The sequence below is a fragment of the Blastococcus sp. TF02A-35 genome (genome assembly GCF_004571075.1).
Classification (GTDB): Bacteria; Actinomycetota; Actinomycetes; order Mycobacteriales; family Geodermatophilaceae; genus Blastococcus.
In genome coordinates this window covers 23,815-40,356 of sequence record NZ_SPQP01000027.1, presented here as the reverse complement: position 1 = coordinate 40,356, position 16,542 = coordinate 23,815, and the positions used below count along the sequence as shown (strand labels likewise).

Annotated in this window: 25 protein-coding genes; 9 read left to right on the top strand and 16 right to left on the bottom strand. The window is 77.2% G+C overall.

Translation table 11 applies throughout. From position 1 onward, the window contains the following. Position 1: 1 nt before the first annotated feature. From E4P43_RS13600 to ssd, 7 genes are all read right to left on the bottom strand, one after another. On the bottom strand, positions 2 to 352 hold the full coding sequence (locus E4P43_RS13600) for an Rv3654c family TadE-like protein (protein ID WP_135145995.1): 351 nt from the start codon (positions 350 to 352) through the stop codon (positions 2 to 4). Beyond that, on the bottom strand, positions 349 to 687 hold the full coding sequence (locus E4P43_RS13595; protein ID WP_135145994.1) for a TadE family type IV pilus minor pilin: 339 nt from the start codon (positions 685 to 687) through the stop codon (positions 349 to 351). The genes E4P43_RS13600 and E4P43_RS13595 overlap by 4 nt, the downstream gene beginning before the upstream one ends. 39 nt (positions 688 to 726) lie before the next feature. Beyond that, complete coding sequence (locus E4P43_RS13590; RefSeq protein WP_135145993.1) at positions 727 to 963, bottom strand: DUF4244 domain-containing protein; 237 nt, start codon at positions 961 to 963, stop codon at positions 727 to 729. A gap of 114 nt (positions 964 to 1,077) precedes the next feature. Continuing rightward, positions 1,078 to 1,803 carry a type II secretion system F family protein gene (locus tag E4P43_RS13585; protein WP_135145992.1) on the bottom strand — a complete coding sequence of 242 codons (726 nt, stop codon included), beginning with the start codon at positions 1,801 to 1,803 and terminating at the stop codon, positions 1,078 to 1,080. After that, positions 1,800 to 2,594 carry a type II secretion system F family protein gene (locus E4P43_RS13580; RefSeq protein ID WP_135145991.1) on the bottom strand — a complete coding sequence of 265 codons (795 nt, stop codon included), beginning with the start codon at positions 2,592 to 2,594 and terminating at the stop codon, positions 1,800 to 1,802. Before E4P43_RS13580 ends, E4P43_RS13585 begins: the two co-directional genes overlap by 4 nt. After that, positions 2,591 to 3,730, bottom strand: coding sequence for a TadA family conjugal transfer-associated ATPase (locus E4P43_RS13575; RefSeq protein ID WP_135145990.1), 1,140 nt, complete (start codon positions 3,728 to 3,730; stop codon positions 2,591 to 2,593). The genes E4P43_RS13580 and E4P43_RS13575 overlap by 4 nt, the downstream gene beginning before the upstream one ends. Beyond that, positions 3,727 to 4,797 carry a septum site-determining protein Ssd gene (gene ssd / locus E4P43_RS13570; RefSeq protein WP_135145989.1) on the bottom strand — a complete coding sequence of 357 codons (1,071 nt, stop codon included), beginning with the start codon at positions 4,795 to 4,797 and terminating at the stop codon, positions 3,727 to 3,729. The genes E4P43_RS13575 and ssd overlap by 4 nt, the downstream gene beginning before the upstream one ends. Positions 4,798 to 4,923: 126 nt before the next feature. Here ssd and E4P43_RS13565 point away from each other — a divergent pair, with 126 nt between their 5' ends. Together E4P43_RS13565 and E4P43_RS13560 are read left to right on the top strand one after the other, a co-directional pair. Then, positions 4,924 to 5,772 carry an HAD-IB family hydrolase gene (locus tag E4P43_RS13565; RefSeq protein WP_135145988.1) on the top strand — a complete coding sequence of 283 codons (849 nt, stop codon included), beginning with the start codon at positions 4,924 to 4,926 and terminating at the stop codon, positions 5,770 to 5,772. Between the two features lie 7 nt (positions 5,773 to 5,779). Beyond that, on the top strand, positions 5,780 to 6,040 hold the full coding sequence (locus E4P43_RS13560) for a hypothetical protein (protein ID WP_167759181.1): 261 nt from the start codon (positions 5,780 to 5,782) through the stop codon (positions 6,038 to 6,040). 4 nt (positions 6,041 to 6,044) lie between these two features. Here the strand turns inward: E4P43_RS13560 and E4P43_RS13555 are convergent, their stop codons facing one another. Further along, positions 6,045 to 6,836 carry an oxidoreductase gene (locus E4P43_RS13555; RefSeq protein WP_135145986.1) on the bottom strand — a complete coding sequence of 264 codons (792 nt, stop codon included), beginning with the start codon at positions 6,834 to 6,836 and terminating at the stop codon, positions 6,045 to 6,047. Between the two features lie 63 nt (positions 6,837 to 6,899). Here E4P43_RS13555 and E4P43_RS13550 point away from each other — a divergent pair, with 63 nt between their 5' ends. Next, complete coding sequence (locus E4P43_RS13550; protein WP_135145985.1) at positions 6,900 to 7,451, top strand: histidine phosphatase family protein; 552 nt, start codon at positions 6,900 to 6,902, stop codon at positions 7,449 to 7,451. Positions 7,452 to 7,466: 15 nt separating this feature from the next. On the opposite strand, the gene E4P43_RS13545 is transcribed toward E4P43_RS13550, so the two are convergent. After that, entirely contained in the window at positions 7,467 to 7,823 is a 357-nt protein-coding gene (locus E4P43_RS13545; protein WP_135145984.1) for an FKBP-type peptidyl-prolyl cis-trans isomerase, read from the bottom strand. A gap of 233 nt (positions 7,824 to 8,056) precedes the next feature. Here E4P43_RS13545 and E4P43_RS13540 point away from each other — a divergent pair, with 233 nt between their 5' ends. Continuing rightward, positions 8,057 to 8,923 (top strand): NAD-dependent epimerase/dehydratase family protein, encoded by an 867-nt coding sequence (locus tag E4P43_RS13540; RefSeq protein ID WP_135145983.1) that lies wholly within the window; start codon positions 8,057 to 8,059, stop codon positions 8,921 to 8,923. A 4-nt stretch (positions 8,924 to 8,927) separates the two neighbouring features. Here the strand turns inward: E4P43_RS13540 and E4P43_RS13535 are convergent, their stop codons facing one another. The 3 genes from E4P43_RS13535 to def are packed head-to-tail and all read right to left on the bottom strand — an operon-like array spanning position 8,928 to position 11,086. Continuing rightward, positions 8,928 to 9,257 (bottom strand): tetratricopeptide repeat protein, encoded by a 330-nt coding sequence (locus E4P43_RS13535; RefSeq protein ID WP_135145982.1) that lies wholly within the window; start codon positions 9,255 to 9,257, stop codon positions 8,928 to 8,930. 57 nt (positions 9,258 to 9,314) lie between these two features. Continuing rightward, on the bottom strand, positions 9,315 to 10,493 hold the full coding sequence (locus E4P43_RS13530; protein ID WP_135145981.1) for a sugar phosphate nucleotidyltransferase: 1,179 nt from the start codon (positions 10,491 to 10,493) through the stop codon (positions 9,315 to 9,317). Between the two features lie 35 nt (positions 10,494 to 10,528). Beyond that, a complete protein-coding gene (gene def, locus E4P43_RS13525) occupies positions 10,529 to 11,086 on the bottom strand; it encodes a peptide deformylase (protein WP_135145980.1) in 558 nt (185 codons plus the stop codon). A gap of 176 nt (positions 11,087 to 11,262) precedes the next feature. Between def and E4P43_RS13520 the strand changes: the two genes are divergently transcribed. Next, positions 11,263 to 11,946: a PAS and ANTAR domain-containing protein gene (locus tag E4P43_RS13520; protein WP_135145979.1), complete on the top strand. Its 684-nt coding sequence runs from the start codon at positions 11,263 to 11,265 to the stop codon at positions 11,944 to 11,946. Positions 11,947 to 12,033: 87 nt separating this feature from the next. Continuing rightward, positions 12,034 to 12,696 (top strand): lysophospholipid acyltransferase family protein, encoded by a 663-nt coding sequence (locus E4P43_RS13515; RefSeq protein WP_135145978.1) that lies wholly within the window; start codon positions 12,034 to 12,036, stop codon positions 12,694 to 12,696. Positions 12,697 to 12,706: 10 nt separating this feature from the next. Here the strand turns inward: E4P43_RS13515 and E4P43_RS13510 are convergent, their stop codons facing one another. Further along, positions 12,707 to 13,096, bottom strand: a complete 390-nt coding sequence (locus E4P43_RS13510; protein WP_135145977.1) for a thioesterase family protein — start codon at positions 13,094 to 13,096, stop codon at positions 12,707 to 12,709. 40 nt (positions 13,097 to 13,136) lie between these two features. On the opposite strand from E4P43_RS13510, the gene E4P43_RS13505 reads away from it, so the two are divergent. Together E4P43_RS13505 and E4P43_RS13500 are read left to right on the top strand one after the other, a co-directional pair. Further along, positions 13,137 to 13,745, top strand: coding sequence for an MSMEG_1061 family FMN-dependent PPOX-type flavoprotein (locus E4P43_RS13505; protein WP_135145976.1), 609 nt, complete (start codon positions 13,137 to 13,139; stop codon positions 13,743 to 13,745). Positions 13,746 to 13,783: 38 nt separating this feature from the next. Then, positions 13,784 to 14,209 (top strand): VOC family protein, encoded by a 426-nt coding sequence (locus tag E4P43_RS13500; protein ID WP_135145975.1) that lies wholly within the window; start codon positions 13,784 to 13,786, stop codon positions 14,207 to 14,209. 21 nt (positions 14,210 to 14,230) lie between these two features. On the opposite strand, the gene E4P43_RS13495 is transcribed toward E4P43_RS13500, so the two are convergent. Next, positions 14,231 to 14,428, bottom strand: a complete 198-nt coding sequence (locus E4P43_RS13495; protein WP_135145974.1) for a hypothetical protein — start codon at positions 14,426 to 14,428, stop codon at positions 14,231 to 14,233. Positions 14,429 to 14,614: 186 nt separating this feature from the next. Here E4P43_RS13495 and E4P43_RS13490 point away from each other — a divergent pair, with 186 nt between their 5' ends. Further along, positions 14,615 to 15,112, top strand: coding sequence for a type II toxin-antitoxin system PemK/MazF family toxin (locus E4P43_RS13490; protein ID WP_135145973.1), 498 nt, complete (start codon positions 14,615 to 14,617; stop codon positions 15,110 to 15,112). Positions 15,113 to 15,122: 10 nt separating this feature from the next. Here the strand turns inward: E4P43_RS13490 and E4P43_RS13485 are convergent, their stop codons facing one another. Both E4P43_RS13485 and E4P43_RS13480 read right to left on the bottom strand, forming a co-directional pair. Further along, positions 15,123 to 15,338, bottom strand: a complete 216-nt coding sequence (locus E4P43_RS13485) for a hypothetical protein (RefSeq protein WP_245159124.1) — start codon at positions 15,336 to 15,338, stop codon at positions 15,123 to 15,125. A 107-nt stretch (positions 15,339 to 15,445) separates the two neighbouring features. Then, a complete protein-coding gene (locus E4P43_RS13480; protein WP_135145972.1) occupies positions 15,446 to 16,519 on the bottom strand; it encodes an AbrB family transcriptional regulator in 1,074 nt (357 codons plus the stop codon). Between the last annotated feature and the right edge of the window lie 23 nt (positions 16,520 to 16,542).

The window sequence follows — 16,542 nt, the reverse complement described above, 5'->3', positions numbered from 1 at the left end:
CTCACGGCGGCACCGGTCCGGCACGCGCGCGGCCCAGCGCCTCGTGCACACCGAGCCGGCCGAGCCCGACGGTGACCCGGACCTCGACGACGACCACCGACCCCGGCTCGACCCGGCAGCCGGCGAGCGCCGCCCCGTTGTCCTCCGCGATGCGCCCGGCTGCCGCGCAGGGGTCCGCGTCCCCGACGACGGCACGGCCGGCGCCGGCGAGGGCCGCCAGGTCCGCGGCGGCCCCCGCCCGGTGGCGAGCGACCGTCGCGACCCCGGCGAGCACCGCCGCGGCGCCGACCAGGACCACCACCGCCGAGAGGGCCAGCACCCACACCGTCGCCGCCCCCCGCTCGCCCCTCATCCGGCCGGCCCCGCACCCGGCTCGCGCTGCGCGACCGCGTCGGCCGTCACGGTGACCCGCCACGGCAGCGGGCCCAGCGGGGAGATCTCCGCCGTCACCGTCACCCGGACCTCGCCGTCGTCGGTCTGCACCTGCGTGCAGGCCCCGTCCGGGGCTGCGCGGGCGGCCAGGTCGACCGCGGTCGCGACCTCGTCCCCGCGCGCGGCCGCCCGGGCCGCCTCGCGGGCGGCGTCCACGCACCGGAGCTGGGCTCCCACGACCGTCACGGCCGCGACCGCCCCGGCGAGGACCAGCACCAGCACGGGGAGGACGACCGCGGTCTCCGCGGTGACCATGCCCGCCTCCCCGCGCCGCGGCCCCCGACCAGCCACGGCTCAGGACAGCGTGGCGAGCGCGCGGTCCACCAGGTCGGTGAGCCCGCTGACGATGGAGTCCCCGGAGACGACCCGGTAGAGCACCGCGGCGAAGGCGCAGGCGGCGACGGTGCCGACGGCGTACTCGGCGGTGCTCATCCCGGCCTCCCCCGCGGCCCGCAGCCGCGCCCAGCGGCCGAGCGGAGCGGGCGCGGGCGCGGCTGCGGCGTCGTCGACGGTGAGCGGTCCTTCTGTCATGGCGTCCTCCTCGGTGGGGCCCCGGCGGGGCGGTGCACCGAGCCTCGGTCCGGTGCCCCGCCCCGGCCCAGGCCCGGGCGACATCTGTGGAGGCGCACGGTGGCTGTGGACGGCTCAGCCGAGCACGTCACCGGCGATGCCGAGGACGAGCGGGACGACGCCGAGGCAGACGAAGGCCGGCAGGAAGCAGAGCCCGAGCGGTGCCAGCACCCAGACCCCGGCCCGCTGGACCGCCGCCTGCGCCTCCGTCCGGGCAGCCGCGCGCGTCTCCTCGGCCAGCGCCCGCAGCGCCGGCACCGCCGCCGCACCGGAGCTGCCGGCCCGCACCAGGACCCGGGCCAGCCCGGTGAGCTCGGCCGGCTGGTCCGCCCACGCCCGCCGCGGCTCGGCTCCCATGCGCTGCAAGGCCGCCACCGCCTGCAGCCGGCGGCCCAGCGGACCGGGCACGGCGCCGGCCACCGCCGAGAGCGCCCCGGCCACGGGCAGGCCGGCGGTCAGGCACGCAGCGAGCAGCTCGCAGGCCGCGGGCAGCTCGCGGAGGGTCGCCGCCCGGTCGGCGGCGGTGCCGTCCGGTGCGGCGGAGCGCAGCAGTCGCTCCCCGGCCACCGCGACGACGATCGCCGCGCAGGCACCGGCCCCACCGCCGACCAGCAGCCAGGCGGCCAGCCCGGCGGCTCCGGCGAGCAGCCACCGGCGTCGCGGGCCGGCCTCCTCGGCGGCACGTGACGGCGGGCCGCTCCGCGCGACGAGACCCCGGGCGCGCACGCCGACCACCAGGGAGCCGGGGACCCAGAGCGCCACGGCTCCGGCGAGCAGCAGCACCGGGAGCGCTCCGGTCACGGCCCGGTCCTGCGCACCAGGCGGCCGGTCCAGGCGATCCCGGCCGCCTCCAGCAGCACGCCGGCCACCAGCAGGACCTGCCCGGTGCCGGTGCGGGTGAGCACGTGCCAGGGGTCGGCGCCCACCCCGCTGCCCATCGCCAGACCGAGCAGCGGCAGCCCGGCGAGCAGCCGGGCGCTGGCCCGCGGCCCGGCGGTGGCCACGAGCAGCTCCCGCCGGCGCCGCTGCCGGTCCCTCAGGTCGTCCTCCACCGCGGACACGACCGCGGACAGCGAGCAGCCGGTCCGGGCGCTCAGCACCACCGCCGCCGACAGCCGGTCCAGCGCCGCGGGGACCCCCTCGGCCCCCGCGACCCGTCCAGGCGGCCCTGCGCCCGGGGCGCGGACGGCGCGCACCAGCGCGTCGGCGCAGGCCCGGTCCGGGCAGTCGGCCACGGCCCCCCGCAGCGCCTCCTCCAGCGACCGGCCGGCCCGCAGCTCCGCGGCGAGCGCGGCGAGCAGCTCCCCCAGCGTCCCGAGCCGGGCGGTGCCGGCCGCCTCCCGCCGTCGCGCCTGCCACCCGCGCGCCGCCACGGCCGCGCAGCCGGCCGCGAGCACCGCGACGAGGATCGTGCTCAGCACCGCGGCCGCACCACCGGCGAGCACGGCGGCGAGCGCCGGCAGGGGCAGCGGACGAAGCTCCCGGCGACCGGCAGGGCCCGGCGCCACGCGGCGCAGGCGGTGCCGGAGGACGACGCGACCGTGCGGCCAGAGCAGCAGCGCCCCGGCGACGGCCAGGAGCGCCGCCGTCACGGGACGCCCGCCAGCCGGCGGAGCTCCCCGGCCGCCGGGCAAGGTCCGCCGTCGGCCCGCCAGCCCGGCTCCACGACCACCAGCTCGCCCCGCCGACCGAGGACCCCGATCTCGTCCACCCGACGGCCGGCGGGGCCGCGCCGGAGGTGCACCACCACGTCCAGCGCCGCGGCGGCCTGGCTGTGCACCGCTGCCCGCCCGAGCCCGGCGGCGACCCCCAGGGCCTCCAGCCGCGCCGGCACCTCGGCCGACCGGTTGGCGTGCAGCGTGCCGCACCCGCCGTCGTGGCCGGTGTTCAGCGCGGCCAGCAGGTCGACCACCTCCGCACCCCGCACCTCCCCCACCACGAGCCGGTCCGGCCGCATGCGCAGCGCCTGCCGCACCAGGTCCCGCAGGCCCACCGCACCGGCCCCCTCGACGTTGGCCGGCCGGGTCAGCAGGCGGACCACGTGCGGGTGCCGCGGCCGGAGCTCGGCGGCGTCCTCGCAGAGCAGCAGCCGCTCCCCCGCGCCGACCTCGCCGAGCAGCGCCGACAGCAGCGTGGTCTTGCCCGACCCGGTGCCGCCGGTGACCAGGAAGGCCAGCCGGCGGTCGACCACGGCCCGCAGCAGCGCGCCGCTCCCGCCGGGGAGCGTGCCCTGCGCCGCCAGCTCGTCCAGCGACCGGGAGCGGCCTCGGAGCACCCGCAGCGACAGGCACGTGCCGCCCCCGCTCACCGGCGGCAGCACCGCGTGCAGGCGGACGCCACCGGGCAGCCCGACGTCGACCCACGGTGCCGCGTCGTCGAGCCTGCGCCCCACCGAGCCGGCGAGCCTGACCGCGAGTCGGCGCACCGCGTCGTCGTCGGCGAACCGGACCCCCGGGACGCGCTCCAGCCCGGCGCCGCGGTCCAGCCACACCTGGTCCGGCCCGTTGACCAGCACGTCGGTCACGTCGGGCAGCCGCAGCAGCGCCTCCAGCGGGCCGGCACCGGCCAGCTCGTCGACGGCGTCGCGCACGGCCACCAGGACGTCGTCGTCGCCGAGCAGGCCGCCGGCCTCCTCGCGGACCAGCGCCGCGACCCCCGCGCGGGACGGCTCCCGGTCCTCGACCGCCAGCCGGGCGCGCACCCGGTCGACCAGCGACGGCGCGCTCACCCGGCGGCCACCTCGAGCACCCGGCGGGCCAGGGCGCGCAGCGGTGACCGCGTGCCCGCGCAGGGCGGCCGGCCCCGCTCTCCCCGTGCCCGCACGTCCCGGTCGGGCGGCAGCTCGCCCAGCACGGGACGGCCCACGACCTCCGCGACGTCGCCCGGGCCCAGACCGCCGGGGAACGTCCGCACGACCAGCTGCGCCGCCGCCCACGACGACCCCTCGGCCTGCACCAGGAGCCGGGCCGCCGACGCGGCACGCAGCCGGGCCGGCACGACCAGCAGGGCGAGGTCGGCGTCGGCGAGGACGGCCCGGGCACCCTCCTCGGGACCGTCGGGACCGGGACGTGCCAGGTCCACGACCACCGGCCGCCCGGTGGAGCGCGCGGCGTCCACGACCGCGGTCAGGGCGTCGGCCGGAGGGGAGGCCGGGCGCTCGCGGTCGGCGGCGAGCAGGTGCACTCCCGCCACCTCGGGCAGCGCGGCCAGCAGCGCGTCCCCGGCCACCCGGCCGCGGAGACCGACCAGGTCCGGCCAGCGCAGCCCCTCGGCCAGCTCCGCCCCCAGGAGCAGGTCCAGGCCCCCGCCCCACACGTCGGCGTCGACCAGGACCGCCCCGTCGACGGCGGAGAGGGCCACCGCCCCGGCCAGCGTGCTCGCCCCCGCGCCCCCGCATGCACCGCCGACGACCACCAGCGGCCCCTGCTCCACCGGCGCCCGGACCGCCGCCGCCGAGCGCGCCAGCAGCCACGACTCGTCGGCCGGGAGGACGGCGACCCGCTCGGCACCGACCTCCACCGCCGCCGCCCACTCGGCGGCCGGCAGCTCGGCGGCCGTCACGACCACGACGCCCGGCCGCCGCGGCAGCGACCGGAGCCCGCCCGAGCCGAGGGCGTCGGCACCGACCAGCACCAGCGGCGCCTCGCGGTGCGCCCGCCGCAGGGCCGGCCCGCCGACCGCGACCTCGGCCTCCGCCCCGGCTGCCGCGAGCACCCGCAGGACCTCGTCGAGCAGGTCCTCGTCGCGGCTGACGACCAGGGGACGGGACGGCTGGGGAGGCGGCGGCGAGAGCACCCACCGACCCCACCGCGGGGGTGCGGACCAGCGCCACGCCGCCGGCGCAACTGTGGATCACCCCGAGGGGTGTGGAAACCGGTCCAGAAAGATCGCGGACCTGCCGATCCAGCTACCGTGACTGACGTGACGCGCTCCGCGGCGTTCTTCGACCTGGACAAGACGGTCATCGCCAAGTCCAGCGCGCTCGCCTTCGGCCGCCCCTTCTTCCAGGGCGGGCTGATCAACCGGCGGGCCGTGCTGAAGTCCGCGTACGCCCAGTTCGTCTTCTCCCTGGCCGGCGCCGACGAGCAGCAGATGGACCGGCTGCGCGCGCAGCTCACCGCCATGGTCACCGGCTGGGACGCCGCCGTCGTCCACGAGATCGTCCGCGAGACGCTGCACGAGATCGTCGACCCGCTGGTCTACGCCGAGGCCGCGGACCTCATCGAGGAGCACCGCGCCGCCGGGCGCGAGATCGTCATCGTCTCCAGCAGCGGTGCCGAGATGGTCGAGCCGATCGGCGAGATGCTCGGCGTCGACCGCGTCGTCGCCACCCGGCTGGTCGTCGAGGACGGCCGCTACACCGGGGACATCGAGTTCTACGCCTACGGCGAGAACAAGGCCGAGGCCGTGCGCCGGCTGGCCGCCGAGGGTGGCTACGACCTGGCCGACTGCTACGCCTACAGCGACTCCGTCACCGACCTCCCGCTGCTGTCGGTCGTCGGGCACCCCACCGCGGTCAACCCCGACCGCGGCCTGCGGAAGGCGGCACTGGAGCGGGGCTGGCCGGTGCTGCGCTTCGAGCGGCCGGTGAGCATCCGGTCGCGCTTCTCCGCACCGTCGACGCCGGTGGTCACCGGCGCGGCCATGGGCGTCGGCGCCGCCGTCGTCGGGCTGGCCTGGTACGCCCGGCACCGCGCGGCCCGCGCCGGGCTGCTGGGTGCCGACGGTCCGGCGCCGGTCCCCGGCCGCCGTCGCCGCCGCGGCGCCTGACCCCCGCGTGCTCGCCGTCGCCGCGGCCTGGACCTCCGTGCTGGCCGTCTGCCTGGCCGCGGCCCTGTTCGGTCACACCGCCCGGCTGAGCCGGCCCTCGGTCACCCAGCGGGCCGGGCTGTTCGTGTCCCGCGCCGGCCCGTGGCTCGCCGCGCTGGGCGCCGCCAGCGCCGGTGCCGCGACCGGCGCATGGCTGGCCGCGGCAGCCGGCGGGGCGCTCGCGGTGGTCGCGGTCGCGGTCGTCGGCCTCGGCCTGGCCCCGAGCTGAGCGGTCAGCCGCGGAGCAGGCTCTCGCAGATCGCCAGGCCCTCCAGGGCACCGTGCTCGGTCGCCCGGCAGCAGTGCACCAGCCACGCGGCCAGACCCTCCGGCGTGCCCGAGGCGTACCCCGCGAGCGCCTCGCCGTAGGCCTCGCGGCCCAGGTGGAGGAAGCCGACCTCGGGCACGGAGACCGCCTTGGGGTCCAGCCCGCGGGTGATGACGGTCAGCCGCGCCGCGGCACGGGCGACGACGCCGTCGGCCACCCCGAAGGGCGCCAGCGCGGCGATCTCGCCGTGCACCAGCGCGGCGACGACCACCGCCGGCACCGCCGTCGACGTGCCGGTGACCAGCGAGAAGAGGCCCGACAGCCGCTGGCCCGCGTGCGCGCCGGGACGGCCGAGGTCGGCCTGGTCGGCGAGGTCGGCGGCGGCCAGCACGTGCAGCCGGGCGAGCACCTGCCCGGGCGCCTTCGGCCAGGTCTCCATCATCGAGCCCAGCCCGGCGGAGGCGCGCAGCGCGCCCTGGACGACCGGGTCGGTCACCGAACCGGCGCGCAGCTCGGCCAGCGGGACGTCGACCCCCGCCAGCGCCGCCGATGCCCGGGCACCGCGCAGCGCCGACTCGATGCTCACGCCGGCGGACTCGCGCCGCAGGACCTTGTGCCCCAGCAGCCGGTCGATGCCGTGCCGGGCCTCGTGGGCCGCCTCGCGCACCCCCGGGAGGTCCAGCAGCGGGGCCAGCGGGTCGGGCGTGGCCGGGCCGGGCGCGGGTCGGGCGGCGCCGGGACGGACGGGGATGCTCACACGACGACGGTACGAGGCGCGGCGGACCGGCCCGCAGGCCCCTGCCCTACAGTGCCTCCTGCCATGGCGAACATGATCACGTTGCTGCTGGTCCGCCATGGGCAGAGCCAGTGGAACGCCGAAGGCCGCATGCAGGGCCAGACGCCGCACGTGCCGCTCACCGCCCTGGGCCACACGCAGGCCGAGGCGGCCGCCACCGAGCTGGCCGGGCTGCGGCCCGGCGCGCTGATCTCCAGCGACCTCGTGCGCGCCGTCCAGACCGCCGAGCACTGCGCCCGCGCCACGGGGCTGCCGGTCACCACCACGCCCGCGCTGCGCGAGCAGGGCTACGGCGTGCTGGAGGGGCGGCCGTCACGGGAGCTGTGGGACGTCGTCGACTGGACCGACGCGCACTGGTCGGCCGAGGGCGGCGAGAGCCTGGCCGAGCTGCACGCCCGGGTCGCCGCGTTCCTCGGCCAGCTGTGCGCCGAGCCGCCGGCCGACGTCGTCGCGCTGGTCACCCACGGCGACACGATCCGCGCGGTGCAGGCGGTCGCCGCCGGGCTCGGCCCGGACGCCATGCCGGCGGTCACGCCGCACAACGGCTCGGTCACCCGCCTGGAGGTCTGCGACTGACCCCGCCGCGGCGCCTCAGCCGACGTCGACGAGGTCGATGACGAAGACGAGGGTGGCGTCGCCGGGGATCGGGCCCTGCCCGTTCGGCCCGTAGCCGAGCTCGCTGGGGATGGTGACGGCGCGGCGGCCGCCCTCCTTCATCCCGGTGATGCCCTGGTCGAAGCCCTCGATGACCATGCCGGAGCCGAGCTGGACCGGCAGGGTCTCCTCCTCGCCGCGGCTCCACGACGAGTCGAACTCCTCGCCGGTCTCGTAGAACGCGCCCACGTACTTCACCTCGACGGTGCTGCCCGTGACCGCCTCCTCGCCGTCACCGACGACCACGTCCTCGATGCCCAGCTCGGTCGGCGGCTGCTCGTCCGAGGCGGGCACCTCCGGGGCGGTCCCCAGGTCCGTGCTGATACCGGCCGAGCCGCTCGCGGAGCCGGAGCCCTCGTCGGAGCCCTCGTCGGGGCCGTCGCCTCAGGCGGCGAGCGGGAGGAGCAGGGAGAGCGCGAGCAGCGCCCCGGGCACGGTGCGGCGGGTCATGACCCCATGCTCCCAGAGCAGCACGCGCAGGCTGCCGGACGGCATGATCGCGACATGTCCGCCCCCCGTACCGCGCCGTGAAGGTCGTCGTCGCCGGCGGGTCCGGCGCCCTGGGCCGCCGGCTCTGCGACGACCTGGCCGACCGCGGTCACGACGTCGTGGTGCTCACCCGCACGCCGCGCGCCGGCCGGCACCGGCAGGTGCGGTGGGACGGCACCACGGTGGGCCCGTGGGCCGCGGAGCTGGCCGGCGCCGGGGTCGTCAACCTCGCCGGGGAGCTGGTCGACCGGCGGCCCACGGCGCACAACCTCGAGCTGCTGACCCGGTCCCGGGTCGAGCCCACCCTGGCCCTGCGGGCGGCCGCCGAGCGCCTGGACGCCCCCGTGCCGGTGTGGCTGCAGGCCAGCACCACGGCGATCCACGGGGACGCCGGCGAGACGCTCCTCGACGAGGGCAGCCCGCCCGGCGACGGCCCGCCGCAGATGACCGACGTCGCCCTCGCCTGGGAGCGGGCGGCGGCCGGCGCGCACGCGCAGCGCCAGGTCCTCCTGCGCACGAGCGTCGCGCTCGACCGGGACACCCCCGCGCTGGACCGGCTGGCCGGGCTGGCCCGCTGGGGCCTGGGCGGTCGGGTGGGCAGCGGGCGGCAGTGGGTCAGCTGGCTGCACATCGAGGACTGGCTGGCCATCGTCCGCTGGGCCCTCGGGGTGGACGACGAGCTGACCGCGCCGCCGCCGTCGGGGGTGCTGGTGGCCAGCTCCCCGAACCCGGTGACCAACGCCGACCTGATGGCCGCCCTGCGCCGGGCGCTCCACCGGCCGGCTGCCCCGCCCACGCCGGCGCCGCTGGTGCGCATCGGAGCGGTGCTGCTGCGCACCGACCCGGCGCTGGCCCTCACCGGCCGGCGGGTGGTCAGCCGGGTGCTGGCCGACCTGCTGCGCTGAGGCGTCAGGCCGCGCCGAGGGCGTCGGCCATCCGGTGGTGCACCGCCGCCTCCTCCGGGCGGCTCAGCCGCTCCAGCGTGCGGGCCAGGGCCCGGCGCGCCCAGCCGTTGGACGGCGAGAGCTCGACCAGCAGGCTCAGCTGCTCCTCGGCCCGGGCCAGCTGTGCGGAGCCGTAGTAGGCACGGGCCAGCAGCTCCAGCGCCGCCTCGTTGCGCGGCTCGGCGTCGACGACCGCCTGCAGGATGCGGGCCGCCTCGGTCGGCTGGCCCATGTTGAGGAGGAGATCCGCCCGGAGGAACTCCGAGTGCAGGTCGAGCTCGAAGGGCTGGGTCATGGCCCGTGCAACGCGCACCCCCGCCGGTCGCTTCCCCGGCCCTCTGCCCTCCGGCCCTCAGCCCTCCGGCTCGGGGTACCGGGCACCGGCGGCGAGCTCGGTGCCGTCCGCGACGCGGGCCTCCCGGCCGACCAGGGCGATGTCGCCGTCCCCGCCCACCGAGGCGCCCGCACCGATGTCGACGTTGTCGTCGAGCACGGCACGGGTGACCGTGGCGCCCGACCGCACCCGCACACCGGGCAGCAGCACGGAGTCGACGACGGTCGCCCCCGGCTCGACCACCACGCCCGGGGAGAGGACCGAGCCCCGCACGTTGCCCGAGACCCGGGTGCCGCCGGAGAGCAGGCTGTTCTCGATCTGCCCGTCGTCGAGCACGCGGGCGGCGCTGTGCCTGCCACCCCGGGTGTGCACCGGCCAGCTCGGGTCGTCGAGGTCCAGCGGCGGGTCCTCGTCGAGGAACTCCCGGTGGGTGCGCCAGTAGGACTCGATGGTGCCGACGTCGCGCCAGTAGCCGTTCAGCGGGTACGCGCGGGCCAGGCCGTCCCTCGTCTGTGCCGGCAGCAGGGAGTCGCCGAGGTCCTCCAGGCCGTCCTCGCCGGCCTCGTCGCTGAGCGCCTCCAGCCGGTCCAGCGTCGGCCCCGGGGAGAAGACGAACACCTCGTTGGTCGCCGTCGTCGTCGCCGGCTCGTCGGGCTTGTAGGCGTAGCCGGTCACCTTCCCGCCCTCGCCCACCTCGACGATCCCGTAGCGCGAGGCGTCGTCGGCCGCCACCTCCGTGGTCACCATCGTCACCTCGGCGCCCGAGCCCAGGTGGGCGTCGACGACGTCGCGGTAGTCCAGCTTGTAGACGGCGTCGGCGCTGACGACGACGAGCGCGTCGGGGGCGAACTGCCGGACGAGCTGGCTCTGCCGCCACAGCCCGTCGGCCGTGCCCTCGGTGAAGCCGCCCCGCTCGCTGCCCTGGAACGGCGGCAGCACCATCAGCCCGCCGGTGGTCCGGTCCAGGTCCCAGGGGCGGCCGTTGGCGAGGTGCTCGTTCACCGACTGCGGCTGGTACTGGACCGACACCCAGACGTCGGCGATCTTCGAGTGCTCGCAGTTGGAGAGCGGGAAGTCGATCAGCCGGTAGACCCCGGCGAAGGGCACGGAGGGCTTGGCCCGCTGCTCGGTGAGCAGCTCCAGCCGGCTGCCCTTGCCACCGGCGAGCACGAGCACGAGGACCTTGGGGAGCGCCATGGGTCCCCGCTACCCGCGCGGGGCGGTGCACACCCTCAGGCGGGCAGATCTCCGCCCGGGCCGGCCGCCTCGGCGAGCAGCTGCTCGCGCTGCTCGGCCGGCAGCCGGTCCACGTAGACGGTGCCGTCGAGGTGGTCGACCTCGTGCTGCAGGCACCGGGCGGCCATGCCGGTGGCCTCGATGGAGAGCGGCTTCCCGTCGAGGTCCACGCCGTCCACGCGTGCGCGGAAGGCGCGCGGCAGCACGGCGTAGGGGCCGGGGACCGACAGGCAGCCCTCCTCGGTGACCTCCTCGGCCGGGTCCTCCCCGACCGGGTCCGGGATGGAGAGCACGGGGTTGACGACGTACCCGACGACGTCCTCGTCGTCGGCGTCCGGGCAGTCGATGACGAAGACCCGCGCGTCGACGCCGATCTGGTTGGCCGCCAGCCCCACCCCGTCGGCGGCCTCCATGCTGGCGAACATGTCGAGGACCAGCCGGCGCAGCCCGTCGCCGAACTCCGTCACCTCGGCGCAGCGGCGGTGCAGGACCGGGTTGCTGCCGTAGGTGACGATCGGCCGGGCGACGCCGTCGTAACGGCCGAACAGGCGCATGGCTGCAGATCCTAGGGACCCCTCCCGGCGGCTGCCCCTGCCGTTTACCCATCCCGGACGTATGGTCGCGACGTCGGAGCGACCGGCCCCCTCGCGGGGCCGGGGGCCGCGCCCGTCGAGAACCCGGCGGGAGCCGTCTGCCGCGTGCGGCACGCCTCCTCCGAGGAGCTCGTCCCATGACCTCAGCTGCGCTGCCCCGCCACCGCGTCCGCCCCGCCCGGGTCCCCGAGACCGCCCCCTCCCCCACCGCCCGCTACCGCTACGACGCCGTCTCGGGCGACTGGTGGTGGTCCCCGGGGATGCATGCGCTGCTCGGCCTCGACCCGCTCCGCGAGCCGGGGATCGAGGCCCTGCTCACCACCCAGCACCCGGACGACGGAGCGCGGCTGCTCGCGGCCCTCACCGCCACCTTCGAGGGCGGTCGCCCGTTCGCCGTCGAGACGAGGGTGCTGCACCCCACGAGCGCGCAGCGCTCGGTGGTCGTGACGGGCGAGCCGCTGCGCGACGAGACCGGCGCGCTGCGCGGCGTCGAGGGCCACTGCGCCGACATCACCGGCTCGCGGGCGCCGGACCCCGACGCCGCCACGGCCCGCGCGCTGCAGGTGGAGGTGGCGCAGATGCGCACGGCCATGGCCAGCCGCGCCGTCATCGAGCAGGCCAAGGGGGTGCTCATGCTGCTGACCAACTGCGGCGAGCAGACGGCGTTCGACCTGCTGGCCCACCTGTCCAGCAACACGCACCGGAAGGTGCGCGACGTCGCCCACCTGCTCACCGAGTCCGCCGCCGGGCGGACCCGGCTGCCGGAGGACGTCGGCGCCATCCTGCGGGACGCCTGCCCGCCGGCGCAGCCGCTGCGCTGACGGCGCCGCGCGGCGGCGCGCAGCCCGCGCACTCTCTCGGGCAGGATCGGGAGCGACCACACCCGTGCGGCCGAGGAGGGAGCCAGGATGTTCTACGTCCTCGCCAGGTTCGTCGTCCGGCCGCTGTTCTGGCTGCTCTTCCGGCCGACGGTGACCGGCCGCGAGAACGTGCCGCTGACCGGCCCGGTCATCTTCGCCAGCAACCACCTGTCGTTCATCGACAGCATCGCCATCCCGACCGTGGCGCCCCGCCGGGTCGGCTACCTGGCCAAGGCCGAGTACTTCACCGCCCCGGGGATCGCAGGCTGGTTCACGCGGACGCTGTTCACCGCCCTCGGGGCGCTGCCGGTGGAGCGCGAGACCCACCGGGCCGCGCAGGCCGCCCTGGACACCGCGCTCGGGGTGCTCCGCGAGGGCGGCGGGTTCGGCATCTACCCCGAGGGCACCCGCTCGCGGGACGGGCGGCTGGCCCGCGGGAAGACCGGCGTCGCCTGGCTGGCGCTGACCGCGGACTGCCCGGTCGTACCGGTGGCGGTCGCCGGGACCGACCGCGTCCAGCCGGTGGGCGCGAGCTGGCCCCGGCCGGCGAAGGTGTCGGTCACCTTCGGCACCCCGCTGACCTTCCCGGAGCACCGCGGCAAGGCCGGCAACGGCCGCGCCCGGCGCGAGGTCACCGACCGGATCATGGTGGCGATCGCCGAGCTGTCGGGCCAGGAGAAGGCCGGCTGGGACGGCCCCGCGGCGGCCTGAGCCGGGGGCCTCAGCCCTCGCTGACCAGGGCCCGCTCCGCGTCCGGCCACGGGACCGGCGACCCGCCGGCGGTGCAGACGTAGGTGGTCCGCACCGTGCAGCACAGCCGCTCGCCGACGCGGACCGCGAAGCGCACCGTCAGGCTGGTGGTGCCGAGCTTCTCCAGCTCGGCGTCGACCGCCACGGTGTCGCCGTAGCGCGCCGAGGAGCGCCACTCCAGCGCGCTGGCGGCGACCAGGTACTCGGTGCCCTCGGCGTTCAGCGCCGCCCAGTCGACGCCGCGGCCGGTCCACCAGGAGGCGACGGCCTCGTCGGCCCACACGAGGTAGTGCGCGTTGAACACCACGCCCTGCTGGTCGCACTCGACGAAGCGGACGGGGGCACTCCAGACCTCGGGCACGAGGGGGAACGGTAACCGGGCCGCCGACTACGGTCGTCGCGTGGATCCCGACGCCGCCGTCCCGGACGCCCTGGACGTCTACCGCTCCCCGTCGAAGCGCGTGCTGGACAAGGAGATCGGCGCCCTCGACACCTACTGCCGCGACTTCATCGCGCTCTCGCCGTTCGCGACCCTCGCCACCGCGTCGGCCGACGGCTGGCCCGAGGTCTCGCCGCGCGGCGGGGCACCGGGCTTCGTGCACGTCCTCGACGAGCACCGGCTGGCGCTGCCCGACCGGCTGGGCAACAACCGGATCGACAGCCTGCGCAACCTCGCGGAGAACCCGCGCGCGGCGCTGATGTTCTTCGTCCCCGGCTTCGACGAGACGCTGCGGGTGTACGGCACCACCTCCGTCGTCGGCCCGGACGACCTGGACGTCGACCTCACCGAGTTCGGCAAGAAGCCGCTCTCGGTGCTGGTGCTGCACGTCTCCAAGGCCTACTTCCAGTGCCCGAAGTCCGTGATGCGCTCGGGCCTGTGGGACCCGGAGCGCCGGGTGGACCGCTCGACCTACCCGTCGTTCGGCACGGTGCTGCGGGAGCACTGCCGGGACACCACGATCACGACGGACGACGCGCTCATGCGGGCGTCGCTCGCCGAGGAGCTGTGACCGGCCGAACTGTCGTGGCCGGGCCCTAGCCTGCGCGCATGCCCTTCGACGTCCAGGTCGTGGTCGACAGCTCCTCCCCCCATGCCCTCGCCGACTGGTGGGCCGAGGCGCTGGGCTGGCAGGTGGAGCCGCAGGACGAGGCGCTCATCCGGCGGATCGTGGGGTCCGGTGCCGCGGCGGAGTCCGACACCACCACCCACCGGGGCCGGCTGGTCTGGGCGGCCGGAGCGGCGATCACCTCCGCCGAGCCGGGGCGCCCGCGGGTGCTGTTCCAGCTCCTGCCGGAGGCGAAGACGGTGAAGAACCGGCTGCACCTCGATGTCCGCGCCGGCGCCGAGAAGCAGGAGGCGGAGGTGGCCCGGCTCGTCGGGCTCGGCGCGCGCGAGCTCTGGCGCGGGGCCCAGGGCCCGTACACGTGGGTGACGCTCGCCGACCCGGAGGGCAACGAGTTCTGCGTGACGTGAGCGGACACGTCCGGCGGGCGGTCAGCTGGCGCGGAGGTCCCGAGCCAGCTTGCGGTCGGCCACGGTCCGCTCGGCCATCAGCCGCACGCGTTCCCGGCGGGGTCTGCGGTCGGTGCCCAGGTAGCGCGCGTCCTCCACCAGCTGGAAAGCGGCGAGCACGCTCGCCTTGACCTCGCGTGCCCGCGGAACAGCGGGGCGCACCGGCTCGGCCGACGTCATGGAGACCCCCTTCTCCCGGGGAGAGCCGCCGCGCGCCCCCGTGCGGACATGGTGCCCCCCTTTCGGCATCGCCAACCCTCGCTGTGACCAATTGGTGTCGATGGGTCACGTGTGACGACCGGTGACGGTTGTGTGACCTGGGGCGCCGCCTTCCGGCGCGTGGCCGGCTCTCGTACGGTGCTCCGCATGGCCACACCTCGACGGCTCGGTCGGACGGCGGCGCGCGCGGTCGGGCGGCTGCTCGGGCTGCCCCGCTCCCCGGGGCGCCGCCCGGCGCCCCGCCCGCCGCGGGCGCAGGACGTGCCCGACGTCGGCTACCGGCCGCGCGACGACGGGCGCCCCGACCCCGGGGAGGTCGTGTGGGCGTGGGTGCCCTACGACGAGGGCGACGGCCGCGGCAAGGACCGCCCGGTGCTCGTGATCGGCCGCCGCGGACCGCAGCTGCTGGGCCTGATGCTCAGCAGCCAGGACCACGACCGGGACGCCGCCGACGAGGCTCGGCACGGCCGGGTGTGGACCGACGTCGGCAGCGGCGCGTGGGACCCCCGGGGACGCCCGAGCGAGGTCCGGCTGGACCGGCTCCTCGTGCTGGACCCGGCGACCGTCCGCCGCGAGGGTGCCGCGCTCGACCGGACCCGGTTCGACCGCGTCGTCTCCGAGGCGCGGCGCGTGCAGGGCTGGTGAGCCCCCGGGGTCAGTCGGTGACCGACTCGTCCCTCGCCCGGCGGCGGACCGGGGGCCGCAGGTTGTAGACGCCGACGCCCTCGCTGAGCGGCTCCAGGTCGTAGCGGTGGACCACCTTGGGGCCACCGTGCAGGTGCACGTGCGTCACCGTCGGGAGCGGGTCACCGTGCCGCGCCTCCCGGATCTGCACCCTCCCGTCGAGGGGCCCGCCGACGAACAGCAGCACCGAGTCCTCGGTGTCGCTCGTCGCGCCGGCCGCGTTCTCCTCGGACAGCTCCGGTCTCCTCCCGCTCGTGCGCCGACCAACGAGAGTAGGCGCGCGGGAGCGGATCGTCAGGTGCCCGCACCTCCGGAGGAGGAGCGGCGCAGCCACCGCGCTACCAGCGGGGCGCTGAACAGCATCACGAACAGCCGCAGGACCTGGACCGAGAGCACGAAGGTGGTGTCGGCCCCGGCGTCGCGCGCCGTGGCCAGCACCGCGTAGAGCCCACCCGGCGTCGTCGCCAGGTAGCCGTCGAGCGCGCTGGCACCGGTGATGCCGGCCAGGACGGCGCCCAGGCCGGCGCACGCCAGCACCAGCGCCGCCATGATGGTCAGGGCCAGGGGCAGGGCGCGGCCGATGGTGCGCAGGCTGTCCCGGGTGAAGCTGACCCCGACCTGGAGACCGATCACCAGGAAGGCGGCGCTCTCCACCGGGCCGGGCACCTCGGCGCCCCCGGAGAGCCCGGTCAGGTCGGCGACGGCGCCGGCCACCAGCGGTCCGAGCAGGGCCGCGACCGGCATGCGCACCAGCCGGCCCACGGCCAGCCCGACGACGGAGCAGCCGACCGTGAACAGCAGGCCGGCGGGCCAGCCGGGCCCGTCGTCACCGGTGGGCGCCCCCGACCCCGGGGTGGCGCCGTAGACCGCCGTCGCGGCCACCGGCATCAGCAGCACGATGAGCAGCACCCGCAGGTACTGCAGCACCGCGACCATCCGCTCGTCGGCATCCAGCTCGCGGGCCATCACCACGATCCCGCTCGCGCCGCCGGCGATCATCGCGAAGGCGCCGGTGACCGGGCTGATCCCGCGGTGCAGCCGGAGGAGCGCGCCGGCCACCAGGCTGAGGGCGAGCGTGGCGACCGTCGTCAGCAGCACCGGCAGCCAGTTGGCGGCCACGGCGCGCAGCGTCCCCAGGTCGACCAGCGCGCCCATCGCCACCCCGATGACCGCCTGGCCCGCGGTGCCCGCCGGCTCGGGCACCCGAGCCGGGCCGCGCCCCACCAGGGCGCGCAGCAGCCCGGCGAGCAGGCCGCCGAACAGGGCCGGTGAGGGCAGCCCGGCCAGGCCGACGAGAGCGCTCAGCCCGATGGCGACGGCGACGACGACGGCGGCGTCGAGCAGCCGCGCGCCCCGCCTGTTCCGCACCCGTCCCCCGTCCCCGCACCGGT

What these genes read in the sequence shown, in the direction of transcription:
- E4P43_RS13600 (WP_135145995.1), bottom strand. Translation starts at nt 352, where the DNA reads ATGAGGGGCGAGCGGGGGGCGGCGACGGTGTGGGTGCTGGCCCTCTCG.
- E4P43_RS13595 (WP_135145994.1), bottom strand. Translation starts at nt 687, where the DNA reads ATGGTCACCGCGGAGACCGCGGTCGTCCTCCCCGTGCTGGTGCTGGTC.
- E4P43_RS13590 (WP_135145993.1), bottom strand. Translation starts at nt 963, where the DNA reads ATGACAGAAGGACCGCTCACCGTCGACGACGCCGCAGCCGCGCCCGCG.
- E4P43_RS13550 (WP_135145985.1), top strand. Translation starts at nt 6,900, where the DNA reads ATGGCGAACATGATCACGTTGCTGCTGGTCCGCCATGGGCAGAGCCAG.
- E4P43_RS13535 (WP_135145982.1), bottom strand. Translation starts at nt 9,257, where the DNA reads ATGACCCAGCCCTTCGAGCTCGACCTGCACTCGGAGTTCCTCCGGGCG.
- E4P43_RS13530 (WP_135145981.1), bottom strand. Translation starts at nt 10,493, where the DNA reads ATGGCGCTCCCCAAGGTCCTCGTGCTCGTGCTCGCCGGTGGCAAGGGC.
- def (WP_135145980.1), bottom strand. Translation starts at nt 11,086, where the DNA reads ATGCGCCTGTTCGGCCGTTACGACGGCGTCGCCCGGCCGATCGTCACC.
- E4P43_RS13520 (WP_135145979.1), top strand. Translation starts at nt 11,263, where the DNA reads ATGACCTCAGCTGCGCTGCCCCGCCACCGCGTCCGCCCCGCCCGGGTC.
- E4P43_RS13515 (WP_135145978.1), top strand. Translation starts at nt 12,034, where the DNA reads ATGTTCTACGTCCTCGCCAGGTTCGTCGTCCGGCCGCTGTTCTGGCTG.
- E4P43_RS13500 (WP_135145975.1), top strand. Translation starts at nt 13,784, where the DNA reads ATGCCCTTCGACGTCCAGGTCGTGGTCGACAGCTCCTCCCCCCATGCC.
- E4P43_RS13495 (WP_135145974.1), bottom strand. Translation starts at nt 14,428, where the DNA reads ATGACGTCGGCCGAGCCGGTGCGCCCCGCTGTTCCGCGGGCACGCGAG.
- E4P43_RS13490 (WP_135145973.1), top strand. Translation starts at nt 14,615, where the DNA reads ATGGCCACACCTCGACGGCTCGGTCGGACGGCGGCGCGCGCGGTCGGG.